Annotated in this window: 18 protein-coding genes; 4 read left to right on the top strand and 14 right to left on the bottom strand. The window is 37.5% G+C overall.

Annotated elements, in window-relative coordinates:
• Positions 1-73 precede the first annotated feature (73 nt).
• The 14 genes from DRF60_RS07015 to DRF60_RS21565 all read right to left on the bottom strand — a co-directional run bounded on the left by DRF60_RS07015 (position 74) and on the right by DRF60_RS21565 (position 11900).
• On the bottom strand, positions 74-385 hold the full coding sequence (locus tag DRF60_RS07015) for a hypothetical protein (protein WP_123902655.1): 312 nt from the start codon (positions 383-385) through the stop codon (positions 74-76).
• Positions 386-454: 69 nt separating this feature from the next.
• Complete coding sequence (locus tag DRF60_RS07020) at positions 455-1408, bottom strand: protein-glutamine glutaminase (protein ID WP_123902656.1); 954 nt, start codon at positions 1406-1408, stop codon at positions 455-457.
• A gap of 300 nt (positions 1409-1708) precedes the next feature.
• Positions 1709-2755, bottom strand: a complete 1047-nt coding sequence (locus DRF60_RS07025; protein WP_116011402.1) for a serine hydrolase domain-containing protein — start codon at positions 2753-2755, stop codon at positions 1709-1711.
• 175 nt (positions 2756-2930) lie between these two features.
• Complete coding sequence (gene lipB / locus DRF60_RS07030; RefSeq protein WP_116011403.1) at positions 2931-3659, bottom strand: lipoyl(octanoyl) transferase LipB; 729 nt, start codon at positions 3657-3659, stop codon at positions 2931-2933.
• A gap of 80 nt (positions 3660-3739) precedes the next feature.
• Complete coding sequence (gene trpA, locus DRF60_RS07035; protein WP_116011404.1) at positions 3740-4474, bottom strand: tryptophan synthase subunit alpha; 735 nt, start codon at positions 4472-4474, stop codon at positions 3740-3742.
• A gap of 82 nt (positions 4475-4556) precedes the next feature.
• Positions 4557-5741: a tryptophan synthase subunit beta gene (trpB, locus tag DRF60_RS07040; RefSeq protein ID WP_116011405.1), complete on the bottom strand. Its 1185-nt coding sequence runs from the start codon at positions 5739-5741 to the stop codon at positions 4557-4559.
• Positions 5742-5786: 45 nt separating this feature from the next.
• Positions 5787-6311 carry a hypothetical protein gene (locus tag DRF60_RS07045; protein ID WP_116011406.1) on the bottom strand — a complete coding sequence of 175 codons (525 nt, stop codon included), beginning with the start codon at positions 6309-6311 and terminating at the stop codon, positions 5787-5789.
• Between the two features lie 28 nt (positions 6312-6339).
• Positions 6340-6999 (bottom strand): phosphoribosylanthranilate isomerase, encoded by a 660-nt coding sequence (locus DRF60_RS07050; RefSeq protein ID WP_116011407.1) that lies wholly within the window; start codon positions 6997-6999, stop codon positions 6340-6342.
• An 18-nt stretch (positions 7000-7017) separates the two neighbouring features.
• Entirely contained in the window at positions 7018-7797 is a 780-nt protein-coding gene (trpC, locus tag DRF60_RS07055) for an indole-3-glycerol phosphate synthase TrpC (protein WP_116011408.1), read from the bottom strand.
• 104 nt (positions 7798-7901) lie between these two features.
• Complete coding sequence (trpD, locus tag DRF60_RS07060) at positions 7902-8891, bottom strand: anthranilate phosphoribosyltransferase (protein ID WP_116011603.1); 990 nt, start codon at positions 8889-8891, stop codon at positions 7902-7904.
• A gap of 38 nt (positions 8892-8929) precedes the next feature.
• Positions 8930-9538: an anthranilate synthase component II gene (locus DRF60_RS07065; RefSeq protein ID WP_116011409.1), complete on the bottom strand. Its 609-nt coding sequence runs from the start codon at positions 9536-9538 to the stop codon at positions 8930-8932.
• 42 nt (positions 9539-9580) lie between these two features.
• Positions 9581-11005 carry an anthranilate synthase component I family protein gene (locus tag DRF60_RS07070; RefSeq protein WP_116011604.1) on the bottom strand — a complete coding sequence of 475 codons (1425 nt, stop codon included), beginning with the start codon at positions 11003-11005 and terminating at the stop codon, positions 9581-9583.
• A 250-nt stretch (positions 11006-11255) separates the two neighbouring features.
• The gene (locus DRF60_RS21560) at positions 11256-11441 is read right to left on the bottom strand and encodes a hypothetical protein (RefSeq protein ID WP_238640089.1); all 186 of its coding nucleotides are present in this window, start codon (positions 11439-11441) and stop codon (positions 11256-11258) included.
• A 186-nt stretch (positions 11442-11627) separates the two neighbouring features.
• The gene (locus DRF60_RS21565) at positions 11628-11900 is read right to left on the bottom strand and encodes a hypothetical protein (protein ID WP_238640090.1); all 273 of its coding nucleotides are present in this window, start codon (positions 11898-11900) and stop codon (positions 11628-11630) included.
• A gap of 128 nt (positions 11901-12028) precedes the next feature.
• Between DRF60_RS21565 and DRF60_RS07080 the strand changes: the two genes are divergently transcribed.
• The 4 genes from DRF60_RS07080 to lysS all read left to right on the top strand — a co-directional run bounded on the left by DRF60_RS07080 (position 12029) and on the right by lysS (position 15774).
• Positions 12029-12253, top strand: coding sequence for a hypothetical protein (locus DRF60_RS07080; protein ID WP_116011410.1), 225 nt, complete (start codon positions 12029-12031; stop codon positions 12251-12253).
• Entirely contained in the window at positions 12253-12627 is a 375-nt protein-coding gene (locus tag DRF60_RS07085; protein WP_111957806.1) for a c-type cytochrome, read from the top strand. Before DRF60_RS07080 ends, DRF60_RS07085 begins: the two co-directional genes overlap by 1 nt.
• A gap of 3 nt (positions 12628-12630) precedes the next feature.
• Entirely contained in the window at positions 12631-13557 is a 927-nt protein-coding gene (gene rlmF / locus DRF60_RS07090; protein ID WP_116011411.1) for a 23S rRNA (adenine(1618)-N(6))-methyltransferase RlmF, read from the top strand.
• Between the two features lie 519 nt (positions 13558-14076).
• The gene (gene lysS, locus DRF60_RS07095; protein WP_116011412.1) at positions 14077-15774 is read left to right on the top strand and encodes a lysine--tRNA ligase; all 1698 of its coding nucleotides are present in this window, start codon (positions 14077-14079) and stop codon (positions 15772-15774) included.
• Positions 15775-15826 lie beyond the last annotated feature (52 nt).

Below are 15826 nucleotides of genomic sequence, written 5' to 3' on the forward strand. Positions count from 1 at the left end.
TTTTTAAGAATCATTTAATCTTCTTCTGCTTTAAATGCAGGATGTTGGGAGAGATAAAAGGAGGATAATCAGATCAGGGAATTTCGTTGATCTGTTTTATAATATTAGTATTATTTTCAATACCTATATTATATGCTTTTCCTCTTTTATGGCTCTGGTCTGTTTTTTCAAGAAGCGCTTTATAATCGTTTCCTTTTTTAGACAGATAAAAAATCTGCGGGCTTATTCCTATGGATATACGAGTGAACTCTTCCGGTTTTTCCGGATCTTCAGCTACATTGGTGATAACTGAGTTATTATACCAGGTCAGGTTTTGTGAACTTGAGCTACCGGAACAGGATGTGATCATAAATAATATTAATAGTATATAAGTCCAGATTTTCATAGAAAAAATATTTAGTAAAAGCTTCTGCCGCTTTTATCATAACTCAACGGCAGAAGCTGTTTATGTTAATTAGAACCCACAGCTCGCAACACTCGGAGCCGGTGATGGGGAGCATCCGGAATATGGTGAGAATATAGTCAGTACACAGTTGGTATTCACTAAGTTATTGTCATACAGATAAGAATTAGTAGGACTTCTGTAATACACATTTCCTGCTGTATTGGCATAGGAAGATACAGATGCAGATCCACAGCTTGTATTGATACATGCATTTCTCCATGCCGTATCCGTAACAGGTCCGCTAGGGAACAGGGAAGGATCTATGATTCTTTTTTCTGTAACACCTGAAGCATTTTTATAACTTACAAGGATCGCAACATGGTAACTCCATGCTACACAACAAGTACCCGTAGATGCTTTTAAGTTTCCGTATACAAACTGTTTTTCACAGTCGTAGCCGTTGTTGATCAGGATCTGTCTCATTTTATGAGCTCTTGCATAACATCCGTCTACAGGATATCTGAACGTGATGCATGGTGAAGATGCTGTAGAAGTACCGCAAGCCTGATTTTTGATCAGGGCAAACATGCTGTTTAATGTAGCCACATTAGGAAGGACGCTTGTTAACTTGTTGGTTTCATTTTTAATCTCTTTTGTATAAGCAGATTTGAAAAAGCGGATATCTTCTTCGCTTCCTTTTTCTACTTTAGCAATTTCATGCGTGTTAGGCTTGATGAAAACCTGAATTGGAGATTCGTTTTTTACTGCTTCTCTGATCAGGTTGATATACCCTTCATTCTCCTTTGTTGGTCTGATGGTATAGAATTGCGCCGTAACAATGAATGATACTTTCAACGTGCCGTTTTCATCTTCTACCCCTACCGGAATTGTTTTCCCAAGATCCGTAAGTGTTTTGTTGTTTATTTCGTTCTGACTCATCTGCTGTTCTGCACTGGAGTCTGTACAGGAATTAAATGACAAGGCTGTCACAAATACCATCATTGATAAAAAAAAATTTCTCATAATTCTCATAATTTGGTGGTTAGTAATAAATATATTGCTTTAAGTTTTGGTGTGTCGTTTTTTTAATTGAAATCAGATTATAGTTCACTTTATTGTGATATTAAAAATAAATAAAAATTAAATACAAGCAAACTATTTTTCAATAAAATGCTAATTTTTTAGCGTAAATTTGAATTATACCTGTGTTTTAGGGGATTTAGATAGGTTTTTAGTATTGATATATATGTATATATCCGATAGTCATAAAAATTAAAAATCCACACACAGTAGAATGAGTGGGAAGATTTATTTAAAAAGTGATTATTTCCTTTTGATCAGGCTGCTTTGTAAGACAATATCTCTGATGAGTGATTCCTGGTAATAATACAGACTGCTGTCTTCACTCATTTGATTTTCCATGATAATAATGCTTACATCGGAGCCGGGAACATAGACATTCAGAGATGCAAAACCATCACCAAGACCTGTGTGTCCTAAATAAGGAATACCGTTATATTTCACGATACGCATATTATAGCCGTAACCTGATTTCTCTTTTCCAAATACATCGTGCTGTGATAGAATTGAAGAAGTAGTCATCAATTTATAACTTTTAGAGCTCAGAATTTTCCCTGTATGAAGAAGCGAATTCCAGACTGCCATATCTTCTGCTGTAGTAATCACACCGTCAGCAGGCATATTTTCATTGGTAATAAATGAATTTTCAACAGGAGTAAAATTATTGTCCTTATTTATATGTCCCAACACCAGATTTCTGCGGTTATCTTTAGAATAGCAGAATGTGTTTTTCAGGTGAAGCTCTTTGAACAGATCAGTAGCCTGCTGAATATACGATTTGCCGGAAATTTTTTCAACAATCTTTCCTAAAAGAATATTCGACAGATTTCCATATTTAAATTCTGTTCCGGGTTTAAATAATAAAGGTTTCTCTACATCAACAATTCCATGGGTGTGATTTAAGAGCTGATGAACAGTAACCGAGTCTGCCCAGGGCTGGGTCAGGGAAGGAAGATATTTTTTGATGGGAGCCTGTAAATCTACTTTTCCTTTTTCAAATTGTTTTAATACTAATACAGAAGTGATCTGCTTGGTATTGGACATGATTTCAAACTGGTCGTCCATTTTCAACGGAACTTTCGTTCGGCTGTCTTGAAAACCATAGGCTTTTGAGTATTTGATTTTTCCGTTTTGCGTGATCAGAACCACTCCATTAAATAGCCTGGGAGAAGTTGGAGATTGTATTAAACTGTCAATGCGTCTGGCATAGTCATCTTTGCTTTGGGCATACGATACGGATGCTGAAAAAAGAAATGCTGTAACGCAGGAGATTCTGATAACCGGGTTCATTGGGCTTAAAAGTTTAGAGTTGGTGTGGTATTATAGAGAACCAAAAGTAAGCTTTAAAATAATACGTGATCAGAAAAATTTGAAATAAAATTTTTTAGAATCATGATTCATCTGTAAATAAAGAAAACCGACTGTAGAACTACGGCCGGTTTTTATTTTTCTGATAAATTTTTTATTATTTTTGAACGAGTTCAGCTCCGAAAACTTCTGCAAAGTGCTTTCTGATCTTTGCTTTCAGGTCTTCCGTTTCTTCAGGAGAAAGTTCTCTTTCAAGCTCTCTTTTTACAGAAGTCACCTGCTTGTCTTTGATACCACACGGAATAATGTATTCAAAATAGCGCATATCCGTATTTACATTCAAAGCAAAACCGTGAAGGGTAACCCATCGTGAGGCTTTTACACCCATCGCGCAGATCTTTCTGGCATAAGGTTTTCCCACATCCAGCCATACGCCGGTTTCTCCCGGGGAACGCTCGCCTTTAATACCAAATTCACCAATAGCCCTGATGATCACTTCTTCCAGGTTTCTCATATACAAATGAATATCTGTAAAAAAGTTTTCAAGATCCAGAATAGGGTAGCCAACGATTTGTCCGTATCCGTGATAAGTAATATCTCCGCCACGGTTCACTTTCACGAAAGTAGCATCTATTTCCTTCAGCTTATCGATACCCGCAAGCATATTTTCTTCATGACCGCTTTTTCCCAATGTATAAACATGAGGATGCTCTACCAATAACAGGTGATTTGGAGTCGTGATGTGCTGTTCTGCAGGCAAATCGCGGTTCTTAATCTTGGTATCAATGATATTTTTCATCAGGCTTTCCTGATAATCCCAGGCAGGCTGATATTCTTTTATACCCAGATCTTCAAATTCTACCGATTTATTTTGATGTGTATTCATACGTTGATGTCTGTTTTCTTGCAATACTTATATGAAATTGCAATATCATACCATTTTTTGACATACAAATTTAGTGAATTTTACCCTTTTACAGCATGGATAAAATCTATGGCAGCATTCTTCCAGTCTTTATTGTTCAATAAGGTGTTAACGAAAGCTGTTCCTATAATTCCGCCGGCAGCTTTTTCCGTGACATTTTCAAAATCATCTTTAGATTTGATCCCGAAACCGATCATCACCGGATTTTTTAAATGTAGTGACGCCAGACGTGAAAGATAATTTTCATTTTTAAGAACAGCATTGTCATTTCCTGTCGTAGATGAGGAACTTACCGCATACAAAAATCCGGAGCTTAAAGAATCTAAATACAGAATCCTTTTATCGGAAGTTTCAGGAGTGACCAGAAACGTAAAATTAAGGTTATACTTTTTTAAGATCTGCTGATAATTATTTTCAAATTCAATAGGGGGCAGGTCAGGGATGATCAGTCCTGAAACACCACTTTCCGAACATTCACGACAAAACTCTTCAAATCCAAAACTCAAAACAGGATTGATGTATCCCATCAGGATAACAGGAATATGAATGTCATTCTTTACTGTTTTCAGCTGTGAAAACAGTTTTTCAATCGTCATTCCGTTTTTTAATGCCAGTTCATGCGCCTGCTGGATTACCGGCCCATCTGCTACAGGATCAGAATACGGCATCCCAATCTCCATCATATCAGCACCGGAATTTTGGATCAGTTGTATAACGTCAGCGGTATCTTCCAGTTGCGGAATTCCTGCTGTGAAATATATGTTTAGTTTTTTCATTTTATAATAGATGTTAGAATTTAGAGATTAGAAGTTAGAAGAATATGGTAGTTGAAGTTGCTAAAGGACTAATTTCTAATCTCTAACTTCTAATTTCTCTTAAATAAGTTTCCATATCCTTATCCCCACGTCCGCTCAGGCAGATTACAACAATATCGTTTTCACTGAATTTCTTTTTGTCTAAAACGGCTAGAGCATGTGAGCTTTCCAATGCTGGAATAATTCCTTCCAGTTTTGTTAATTCAAAAGCAGACTGTAAAGCTTCCTCATCATTGATACTGAAAAACTCTGCCCGTTTTTCCTTAAACAAATGAGCATGGAAAGGCCCGATTCCCGGATAATCAAGTCCCGCAGAAATAGAGTGGGGTTCGATCACCTGGCCATCCTCAGTTTGCATCACAAGACTTTTGCTTCCATGAAGAACACCTAAGGTTCCCAGAAAAGTTGTGGCTGCTGATTTCCCTGAATCTACGCCCAGTCCGCCAGCTTCCGCAGCAATAATCTTCACTTCTTTTTCTTCTACAAAATGATAGAAAGTTCCCGCAGCATTGCTTCCGCCGCCTACACAGGCAATTATATAATCAGGATTTTCTCTCCCGATTTTCTCTTTAAGCTGTTCCCTGATTTCCTTTGAGATAATGCTTTGAAATCTGGCCACCAGATCAGGAAAAGGATGAGGGCCCACCACGCTTCCGATCACATAATGTGTTGTCACCGGATTATTGATCCAGTCTCTTAGCGCTTCATTCACTGCATCTTTCAGGGTTTTTGAGCCTGATGTTGCCGGAATAACTTCTGCACCCAGCATTTTCATTCTTGCTACATTAGGAGCCTGTCGCTGGATATCGATCTCGCCCATATAAACGATACATTCCAGGCCAAGCAGGGCACAGGCTGTAGCCGTGGCCACACCGTGCTGTCCGGCTCCGGTTTCAGCTATAATTCTGGTTTTTCCAAGACGTTTTGCCAATAAAACCTGTCCCAGGGCATTGTTGATTTTATGCGCTCCGGTATGGTTGAGATCTTCTCTTTTTAAATAAACTTGAGTATTGTATTTCTGGCTTAAATTCTTAGCGAAATAGAGTGGTGTAGCACGTCCGACATAATTTTTAAGCAGGTCCTGATACTCATCCTGAAACTCCTCAGACTCTATGATCTTAAGATAGTTTTTCTGCAGTTCCTCTACATTCGGATAAAGCATTTCAGGGATGAAAGCTCCTCCGAATTCTCCATAATATCCGTGTTCATCAGGGTTTTTATAATTCATTGTATTATTTTTAGTCATTAAATAAGCACTTTTTGATTATCAACTTTACTTTGATATTCCGTCTTTCAGCCTGTTGATAAATTGTATGTTGTAATTCCGTTGTTGTCTCGTGATCAGTTTTTTATGATGAAGAAGTTCAATTTTACTCATCAGGTCAATCAAAGTGGCGGTATCTATTTTTGAATCATACATCGTAATGGCAATTTCCAGATTATCAATCAAGAAATAAGGATCGGAATCTTCATATAGCAGAAAAATTTTAGCATAAATCTTTCCCAGATCGTATTTTACATTCGTTTTGACGTGGCTGTCTAAAAACTTGTCAGATATAATCACAAGATAATAGCTGTTCCAAAGACCTATTCTTTCAAAGAAATACTGGATATCATCACCATCAAAAATTTTGATGATATCTATAAATTCCCGCAACTGTTTATCAATGGTCCAGTTCTCTGCATCGCTGTCATTCTGTGAAACGAAATGGTACAGAGCCTGAATTTTTTCATTCCCGAATTTAGGCGGGAATAAGGTTTTATAAAATGTTTTTTTTAGCAGATGGATGTTCATCATCTTTGTGTGTATTTTTTTGCTGTTCTTTTCAGAACGCTTTCGAAATGAATTTTCTTATTTTTTCCAGGTCCTTAATGCCCGGTTCCAGTTCAAACTTTGAGTTAATATCTATGACAAAAGGCTTCTTTTCCAAAAGGCTGATATTTTCAATGTTTTCCTCTGAAATTCCACCACTCAGAAAGTAGGGAAGTGGAATTTTCAGTTCATTCAAGACCTTCCAGTCAAACTGCTTTCCTGTTCCTCCGAATGCCTTGCTGTCTGTATCGAAGAGAAAATAATTAATAAGTGAAACATGAGAATTGATTGTTTTTTCTATTTTTTCCTTCGTTTCCTGATCACTATTTCCGATCCTGACAGCCTTTATGATTTTAATCTCAGGTTTAAGGTTTTGTCTTAAGCTGATCATAAAATCTTCGTTTTCATCACCATGAAGCTGAATCATATTCAACCCTGCTTTTTCTGAAATATCGGTAACTTTATCAATGGTTTCATTGACAAAAACGCCTGTTTTTCCCGGATGACTGATTTGCGAAATATCCTCCAGACTCAAATGATTCAAAACATATCTTGGTGATTTTTCATAGAAAATAAAACCGAGAAAATCTGTTTTCAGGGAAATCAGTTCATGAACTTGATTTAACTGGGTCAATCCACAAACTTTTAGCTTTGGCTGCTGGTTTTTATTCATTGCTAGATTGATAAACTGTTATGTGGCTACATTAGAAACAAATTCAGTGAATTTATCTCCTGGATCTTCATTTTTCATAAAATATTCTCCCATCAGAAAACCGTCAAATCCTTTTTCCTTTAAATATTTAAAATCTTCTATACTGTAAATGCCACTTTCTGCAACAGACAGAACATCTTTCGGAAGCTGGTCCTTTAAAAGTACAGAATGTTGAAGATCAACCTTAAAATCCTTTAAATTTCTGTTGTTGATACCGACAAGATCAATTTTAGAATTAAAATGATTCAGCTCGTCTTCTGTATGAATTTCGAGAAGGACTTCCATATCCAGCTGATGGGCCAGCTCTGTAAATTCCAAAACCTGATCTGGAGAAAGACAGGCTGCGATCAGTAGAACGGCATCGGCACCGATACTTTTGGCTTCATAAAACTGGTATTCATCCACCATAAAATCTTTCCTGAGAATAGGGATATGGATATGATTTCTTACATTCAAAATATCATCAAAGCTTCCCCCGAAAAAATCAGTGTCAGTCAGAATAGAAATTCCGGATGCTCCAAAGTTTTCATAGGCAGAAACGACTTTTAAAGGCTGAACCTGATCGTTGATGATTCCTTTTGAAGGAGATTTTCTTTTAAATTCAGCAATAATTCCGCTTTTATTTTTGATAGATTCTTTCAGGGAAAAACTTTTTCTTCCAAAAAAATCAGAATTCTTCAGATGATCAATTGAAATTTTTGCTTTTGAAACGGTAATTTCTTCCTTTTTTCTTTCAATAATTTTATCAAGTATGGTCATTGTTTAACTAGAAGTTAGAGGTTAGAAATTAGAGGTTAGATATGCCGGAGAAGAGTTTAATTTTTATAATAACCAGCAGCTAGCAACTAATTAATTATCAAATATTAGCCATTTACCAGTAATTCAAGGCTTCTTAGTGCCTTTCCGCTTTCCAGACTTTCTTTTGCCAGAGCGACACAATCTTCATAGGTTCCGAATTTTTTAGTGTGGAAAAGAGCAGTTGATGCATTGGCAAGAACCACCGCGTTTTGTTGTACCGAACCTTTTCCTTCCAGGATATTCCTGAAAATCTTAGCTGATTCCTGAGGGGTTTCTCCCGATTTAATGCTTTCCGGACTTACAGAATCAAATCCCAGATCCCGGGCAGAATAAATTTCTTCACCATGTTTCGTAATAATCTTGCTGTCCTGGGTAAGGCTTATTTCATCATATCCATCTAGGCCATGTACAAGGATAAACTCGCTCTCTTCTTTCTGCAGGAGATATTGGTAAATTCTTGCAATTTCAAGATTATAAACTCCAATTACGGAATATTTCGGTTTCGCAGGATTAACTAACGGACCTAGAAGATTAAAAAATGTTCTTAATCCTAAAGCCTTTCTTAATGCACCAACAGACTGAAGAGCCGGATGAAAATAGGGAGCATGCAGAAAACAGATATTGGCTTTTTCAAGGTCTTTATTCAGCTGGTCTGAATTATTTTTGAACTGATAACCAAGTTCTTCCATGACATTGGATGATCCTGTGGTAGCAGATGCCCCGTAATTTCCGTGTTTGGCCACTTTTTGACCTGTTCCGGCAACCACAAAACTCGCCAGAGTGGATATATTGATCGTATTTTTCCCGTCGCCTCCGGTACCTACAATATCCAGCGTATCCTCAAAATTAAGATGTACGGGAACGGCCATCTGCAGCAGAGCTTCCCTGAAACCTTTCAGCTCTTCTAAAGTAATATTCCGCATCAGAAAAACACTGATGAATGCAGTTACTTCCGCGGAATTGAATTTATTCTGTGCGATCTCGATCATCGTAGCCTTTGCTTCAGATTTGGATAGGGTTTGATGGTTAAACAGGTATTGGAGGATCTCTTTCATCTGGGGTGCTTTTATAGGGTTGGGTATTTCTGTAGTTTTCATGGTAAAAGGAAATTTCTGATAATTACTTCCCCGTCAGGAGTTAAAATGCTTTCAGGATGAAACTGTACCCCATGTACATCATAGGTTTTATGCTGCAGTGCCATGATCATTCCGTCCTTGTCTACAGCCGTGATTTCAAGTTCTTCAGGGAAACCTTTCGGATTCACTGCCCAGCTGTGGTATCTTCCCACTTCCATGCCTGAAGTCAGATTCCTGAAAATTTTGGTGTTTTCTTTAACCAGTTCGGCAGAAGTAGCCACCCCATGAAAAATTTCAGAAAGATTGATCAGGCTTCCTCCAAAAGCTTCAGCAATGGCTTGTTGCCCAAGACATACGCCCAGAATGCTTTTTGTTGGAGCATATTCTCTGATCAGATCCAGCAAAATTCCTGCTTCTTCGGGAATTCCGGGACCAGGGGAAAGGATAATTTTATCATATTTTCCGATCGCTTCCAAAGTGATCTGATCATTTCTTACGACATCTACTTTCTGATCCAGAATTCGTTCAATAATCTGGACAAGGTTGTACGTAAAGCTGTCGTAGTTATCAAAAACCAGGACTTTGAGTTGTCCATTGGTTGCCGATAGATTTATATTGTTGCTCATTTTTTGTTTTTTTAATTGTTGGGTAGGAGTTGAAAGTTGCTGTTAACTCAATACTATTTTGCCTGCTTTGTCTACCGCTTTTTTCAGCGCATTTAATTTATTATTCACTTCCTGCAGCTCATTTTCAGGGACGGATTTCGCAACCAATCCTGCTCCGGCCTGATAATAAAGGGTATTGTTCCTGCTTAAAAAAGTACGGATCATAATGGCCTGGTTGCAGGTTCCGTTTAACCCGATCATGCCGATGCATCCTCCGTAATAACCTCGGGAGTCTTTTTCATACTGATCGATAAGCTGAAGGGCTTTATGTTTTGGTGCACCGCTTAGAGTTCCCTGTGGAAACGTATTGGAAACCATGTCAAGAGGATTGATATTTTCCGGAAGATCAGCAGTAACTTCGCTTACCATATGGATGACATGGGAAAAAAGCTGGATCTCTTTCAGTTTGGTGACAGTTACATTTTTACCTAATTTGCCAAGGTCGTTTCTTGCTAAATCTACCAGCATGGTATGTTCTGCATTTTCTTTCGGATCATTTTTTAAAGCCTCAATAGACTGGAGATCTGTTTCCAGATGTCCGGTTCTCTTGAAAGTCCCTGCAATAGGGTGAATGACAGCTTTGTTGTCTTTGATGATCAGCTGGCTTTCGGGACTGGAACCAAATAATTTATAGTTTCCATAGTCGAAAAAGAAAAGATAGGGAGAAGGGTTGATATTCCTAAGAGCACGGTATACATTGAATTCATCCCCTTTGAATTTCTGCTCAAACCTTCTGCTTAAAACCAGTTGGAATACATCACCCCTCATACAGTGCTTCTGAGCTGTTTTTACCAGTTCGATATATTCTTCATCCGTAAGATTCGAGGTTTCGCGATCAATTTTTTCGAAAGGGTAGACCGGAGTATTCTGGTTTCTGATCAGGTTTTCTAGCAGATAAAGCTCAGATTTTAACCCAGGAATTTGATTTTCAATAATATGCATTTCGTCATTGTAATGGTTAATGGCAATAACATATTGGTATAGTCTGTAGCGGAGAATCGGGATCTCTACTTCGGGACTCTGTGGCTTTAAGCTGATGTCTTCAAAAAACTGTACGGCTTCAAAGCTTGTATATCCGAAAAGGCTTTGCGCTGTTTGTTCAATAGGATCATGCGTGGTTTCACATTCAAAAACGCTTTGGAATTCCTCAAAAATATCGGTGATATTACGTTCACCTATCAATTGCTTTACGGGATCTGAACCCGGCAGCTTGATTTCAAATTCAGTAAGATTTTTAACCTCAATTCCTGCAACGGCATTCACTGCGATAAAAGAGAAATTATTATCAATATTCTTAGAATCCGAACTTTCCAGAAGGATGGTATCCCGGAATCTGTCCCTGATCTGAAGATAGATATTCATGGGAGTATAAAGATCTCCCAGTGTTTTTTTAGAACCGGTCTTTATTTTTATTTTCTGAGTGGTCATCTGACTTGTATTTTTTGTTTTGGATGAAATAAAAAAGGCTTCAACGGAATCCGTCAAAGCCTATATATTGTTTATTTTAATTATTCTGCTATCTCATTAGCAACATGACAATACCTCCAGACCCGACGAAGAGCTTGAAAGCCACCACCAAATATTGTTGCTCATATTAAACATGGGACAAATGTAGAAATTTTTTTAATATAAAAACAAAAAAATGGCAGAAAATAAAAAAACTTAATTTTGAGATTCTCTATTTAAGTCGCTTCAACTCCTTTTTTAATTCCTCAATTTTTGTTTTGTATTCGTCATTGTTATAGGAACTTACATAATCCTCTAAAGCAGAAATGTATTCTTCAATAAACTCTTTATTCGTTCTGTCCGTTTCATATTTGATCTTTGCGGAGTTGACCGGAGCCATCTTTTCATACTGCAGCAAAGCGTTTCCTTCTTCAGACTGATAATACAGAATTACTATGTTTTTTTCATATCCCGGAATGTATTTTACCGGGAAATGCTGTTCCGTCCTCGGGATCCTGATGGCATTTTCAATCGGATAAATAGTAGCACTTGTTGTTGAAAAATAAGTTGAAACATATTTCCCGTCCTGCTTTTTTACAATAGCTTAATAATCATGAATATACATCTCATTCAGAGTAGAGTTGGTTTCTACATCGGAGGTGATAATGGCTGTACTTTCTACACCATATTTATTTAAAAACCATGCATTCAGATACTGTCCGCCGACACCGTTCAGAATAGCAAGAGGGAGAATCGGGGCCAGAAACCATGCTTTTTTGGTAACATAAGAAAGTAAACCAAAGAATACTAAAAGTATGATCACCGTGTAAAAACCGTGATGACTGGTGAAAAACAGAATTTTGGATATAAAGATCATATCCTAAATTTAAAATTATCGAAGGACATAATCATTAATTTTCTTGAAAAATGTGTGTAATGTGGAGATAAGTCATAAGTTTAAAAGCTTATTTTTTATACTTTTGTCTAAATTTTATAGAAAAAATAATGAGAAAAGTATTAGCACTTGCATTTATCGGAAGTTTATTCGTCGTAAACTGTTCTAAGAAACCAGAAAATAATTTACAGGACAGCAACACTATGCTTGAAGAGCCTGAGGTTACAACAGTAGTAGATTCTACAGCTAAGACAGCTGCTCCGGCTGCCGCAACAACTCCTGCACCAGCTACTCCTGAGGCTGCTAAAACAGATTCTACTGCAGCAAAAAAATAATGAAAAAATTCCTTTTGGCAGGAACTATAGGATTTCTGATCCTTTCCTGTTCTAAAAAAGAAAACACGGAGGTACCCAGTATGCCTGCCGAAACATCCGCTGTTTCGGAACCCGCAAAAGCTAATCTTTCAGGTGACCAGATCATTGAAACATTAGACTGTTCAGGATGCCATGCCGTGAATGAGAGAATGATAGGACCTTCTTATAAGGAGATCGCAGAAAAGTATTCTGAAAAAGATATTGAGCTGCTGGCTTCCAAGATCATAGAAGGCGGGAGCGGAGTTTGGGGAGGTGTTCCGATGGCTGCCCATCCACAGGTATCTAAAGAAGATGCCAAAAAAATGGTAGAATATATTCTGAGTCAGAAAAAATAAATAATGTCTACTGAAAAATCCAGTCTGCACACAAGAAATCTGCATCGCAATCCCTATGATTTTGATCAGCTTATTTCTTGTGTGCCAGAACTGAAACACTATGTGTTCGTTAATGCTTACGAAACGCAGACCATTAATTTTAGTCTTCCTAAAGCGGTAAAACTGCTTAACCAGGCATTACTTTTATATTTTTATCATATCAAAAACTGGGATATTCCCGAAACCAATCTTTGTCCGCCTATTCCCGGACGGGCTGATTATATCCATTATATTGCCGATCTTATCGCCGAACAGCAGCCTGAAATCCCGACAGGGACTTCTGTGTCAGGGTTAGATATCGGAACAGGGGCGAATCTTGTTTATCCTTTACTGGCTCACAGATCTTATGGGTGGAAGATGATGGGAACAGATATTAATAAGGATTCGTTGGAAAATGCACGGCGTATTTTGGATCAAAACCCGGATTTATTATCTATTATTCCATTAAAACAACAGCCTGATTCCAATCATATCTTTAAAAATATTATTGAATCTGGAGACCGTTTTGCATTTTCTATGTGTAATCCTCCTTTTCATGATTCAGAAGAATCTGCGCTGAAAGGAAACCTTAGAAAAACAAAGAATATCAATAAATCAAAATCTAAAAAGCCTCTTCTTAATTTTGGCGGACAACAATCCGAATTATGGTGTGAAGGTGGTGAACTGGCTTTTATCTCAAAAATGATTGAAGAAAGTATTCAGTATTCCTCACAGGTCCTTTGGTTCACATGTTTGGTGTCTAAAAAAGACAATCTATATAAGCTCAACACACTATTAAAGAAAGTCAAAGCATTAGAAATTAAAACCATTGATATGGCTCAGGGGCAAAAGATAAGCAGGATGCTGGCCTGGACATTTATTCCTGAGAAGGATAGGACAGGGTGGATATAAGATGTCAATAGTCAATTTTGCTGCGCAAGTCAAATGTCAATGGCAACCTTCACTAATAATTCACTGTGAAACAGATTCACCATTGACAGTTCACTTTTACAATTGAAGTCAATGGACAATTTGCTGAGCAAGTCAAATGTCAATGGTAACCTTCACTAATAATTCACTGCGAAACAAATTCACCATTGACAATTCACTTTTCACAATTAAAGTTACTGGTCAATTTTGCTGCGCAAGTCAAATGTCAATGGCAACCTTCACTAATAACTCACTGCAAAGCAGATTCACTATTGACAGTTCACTTTTCACAATTGAAGTCAATGGACAATTTTGCTGCGCAAGTCAAATGTCAATAATAATCCTACCAAAAAACTCACTGTGAAATAGGATTTACTACTGACAATTTACGCTCAAGCTGTTAATAGTCAGTGATAATCCCCGTTGGTCAGCAAATTCACAATTCGTAATTGACAAATCACTAAAAATGCCTAAATTTGTACGCTTTTAGAAAAATAAGAAATGCAATTATCAGAACAAGAAATCATTAGAAGAGAAAAGCTGAATAAGCTTACTGAAATGGGAATTAATGCATTCCCTGCGGAGGAGTATACCATTACAGATACTACAGAATCTATAAAACAGGATTTTTCTGAAAATAAACAGGTGAAGATCGCTGGTAGATTGATGTCCCGCAGAATTCAGGGGAAGGCTTCTTTTGCTGAATTGCAGGACTCTAAAGGTAAGATCCAGGTTTATTTTAACAGGGATGAGATCTGTCCGGGTGAAGATAAAGAATTATATAACGAAGTATACAAACATCTTTTGGATATCGGTGATATTATCGGTATTGAAGGAACCTTATTCACTACTCAGGTAGGCGAAATGACAATTTTGGTTAAGAATTTTACGCTTCTTACCAAAGCTTTACGCCCGCTTCCTCAGGCTAAAACTGACGAAAATGGAGTAGTGCACGACGGATTTACAGATCCCGAACTGAGATACAGACAACGTTACGTAGATTTAACGGTTAATCCGCAGGTAAAAGAAATCTTTGTAAAGAGAACAAAAATGTTCAATGCGATGAGAACTTTCTTCAACGATGCAGGGTATTTTGAGGTAGAAACACCTATCCTGCAGTCGATTCCTGGAGGTGCAGCAGCAAAACCGTTTATCACGCATCACAATGCTTTAGATATTCCATTATATTTAAGAATTGCCAACGAATTATATCTGAAAAGACTGATTGTAGGTGGTTTTGACGGGGTTTATGAATTCTCTAAAAACTTCAGAAATGAAGGGATGGACAGAACTCATAATCCTGAATTTACAGCTATGGAAATCTATGTAGCTTACAAAGATTACAACTGGATGATGGATTTCACAGAAAAACTTCTGGAATTCTGTGCAGTTCAGGTGAACGGAAGTGCGGAATCTACTTTTGGAGAGCACACGATCAACTGGAAAGCGCCTTATCCAAGAGTTTCCATGACGGAAGCGATCCAAAAATATACAGGTTTCGATATCACAGGTAAAACTGAACAGGAATTGTTTGATTTCGCCAAATCTATCGGAATTGACGTAAATGAAACGATGGGGAAAGGAAAATTAATTGATGAGATCTTCGGTGAAAAATGTGAAGGAAACTTCATCCAGCCGACGTTTATCACGGATTACCCGATCGAAATGTCTCCTTTGACAAAGAAACACAGAAGCAAAGAAGGCTTAACAGAGCGTTTTGAATTAATGGTTTGTGGAAAAGAAATTGCAAACGCTTATTCAGAGCTTAATGATCCAATCGATCAAAGAGAGCGTTTTGAATCCCAGATGGCCTTATCAGAACGAGGAGATGATGAAGCAATGTTCATTGACCAGGATTTCTTAAGAGCACTGGAATACGGTATGCCTCCAACTTCCGGATTAGGAATCGGTATGGACAGACTAATCATGTTCTTAACGAACAACGCATCCATCCAGGAAGTATTATTCTTCCCTCAGATGAGACCGGAAAAAACAGTTCCTCAGATTGAATTAGGTGAAGATGAAAAAGTGATTCTTGAAATCCTTAATTCTCAGGAAGAGCCGTTTACACTAGCTGTAGTAAAAGAAAGAAGCCAGTTATCCGGTAAGAAATGGGATAAAGCTTCTAAGACTTTGACGAAACATAACTTGGTGAAGGTTGAGAAGATTGATGAAAATGTTTTGATTAAGCTGGTTTAGAATCAACTAGATGTAAATAAGTACAGAAAAGCGAACTTAAAGTTCGCTTTTC

The sequence above is a fragment of the Chryseobacterium elymi genome (assembly GCF_003385495.1).
Classification (GTDB): domain Bacteria; phylum Bacteroidota; class Bacteroidia; order Flavobacteriales; family Weeksellaceae; genus Chryseobacterium; species Chryseobacterium elymi.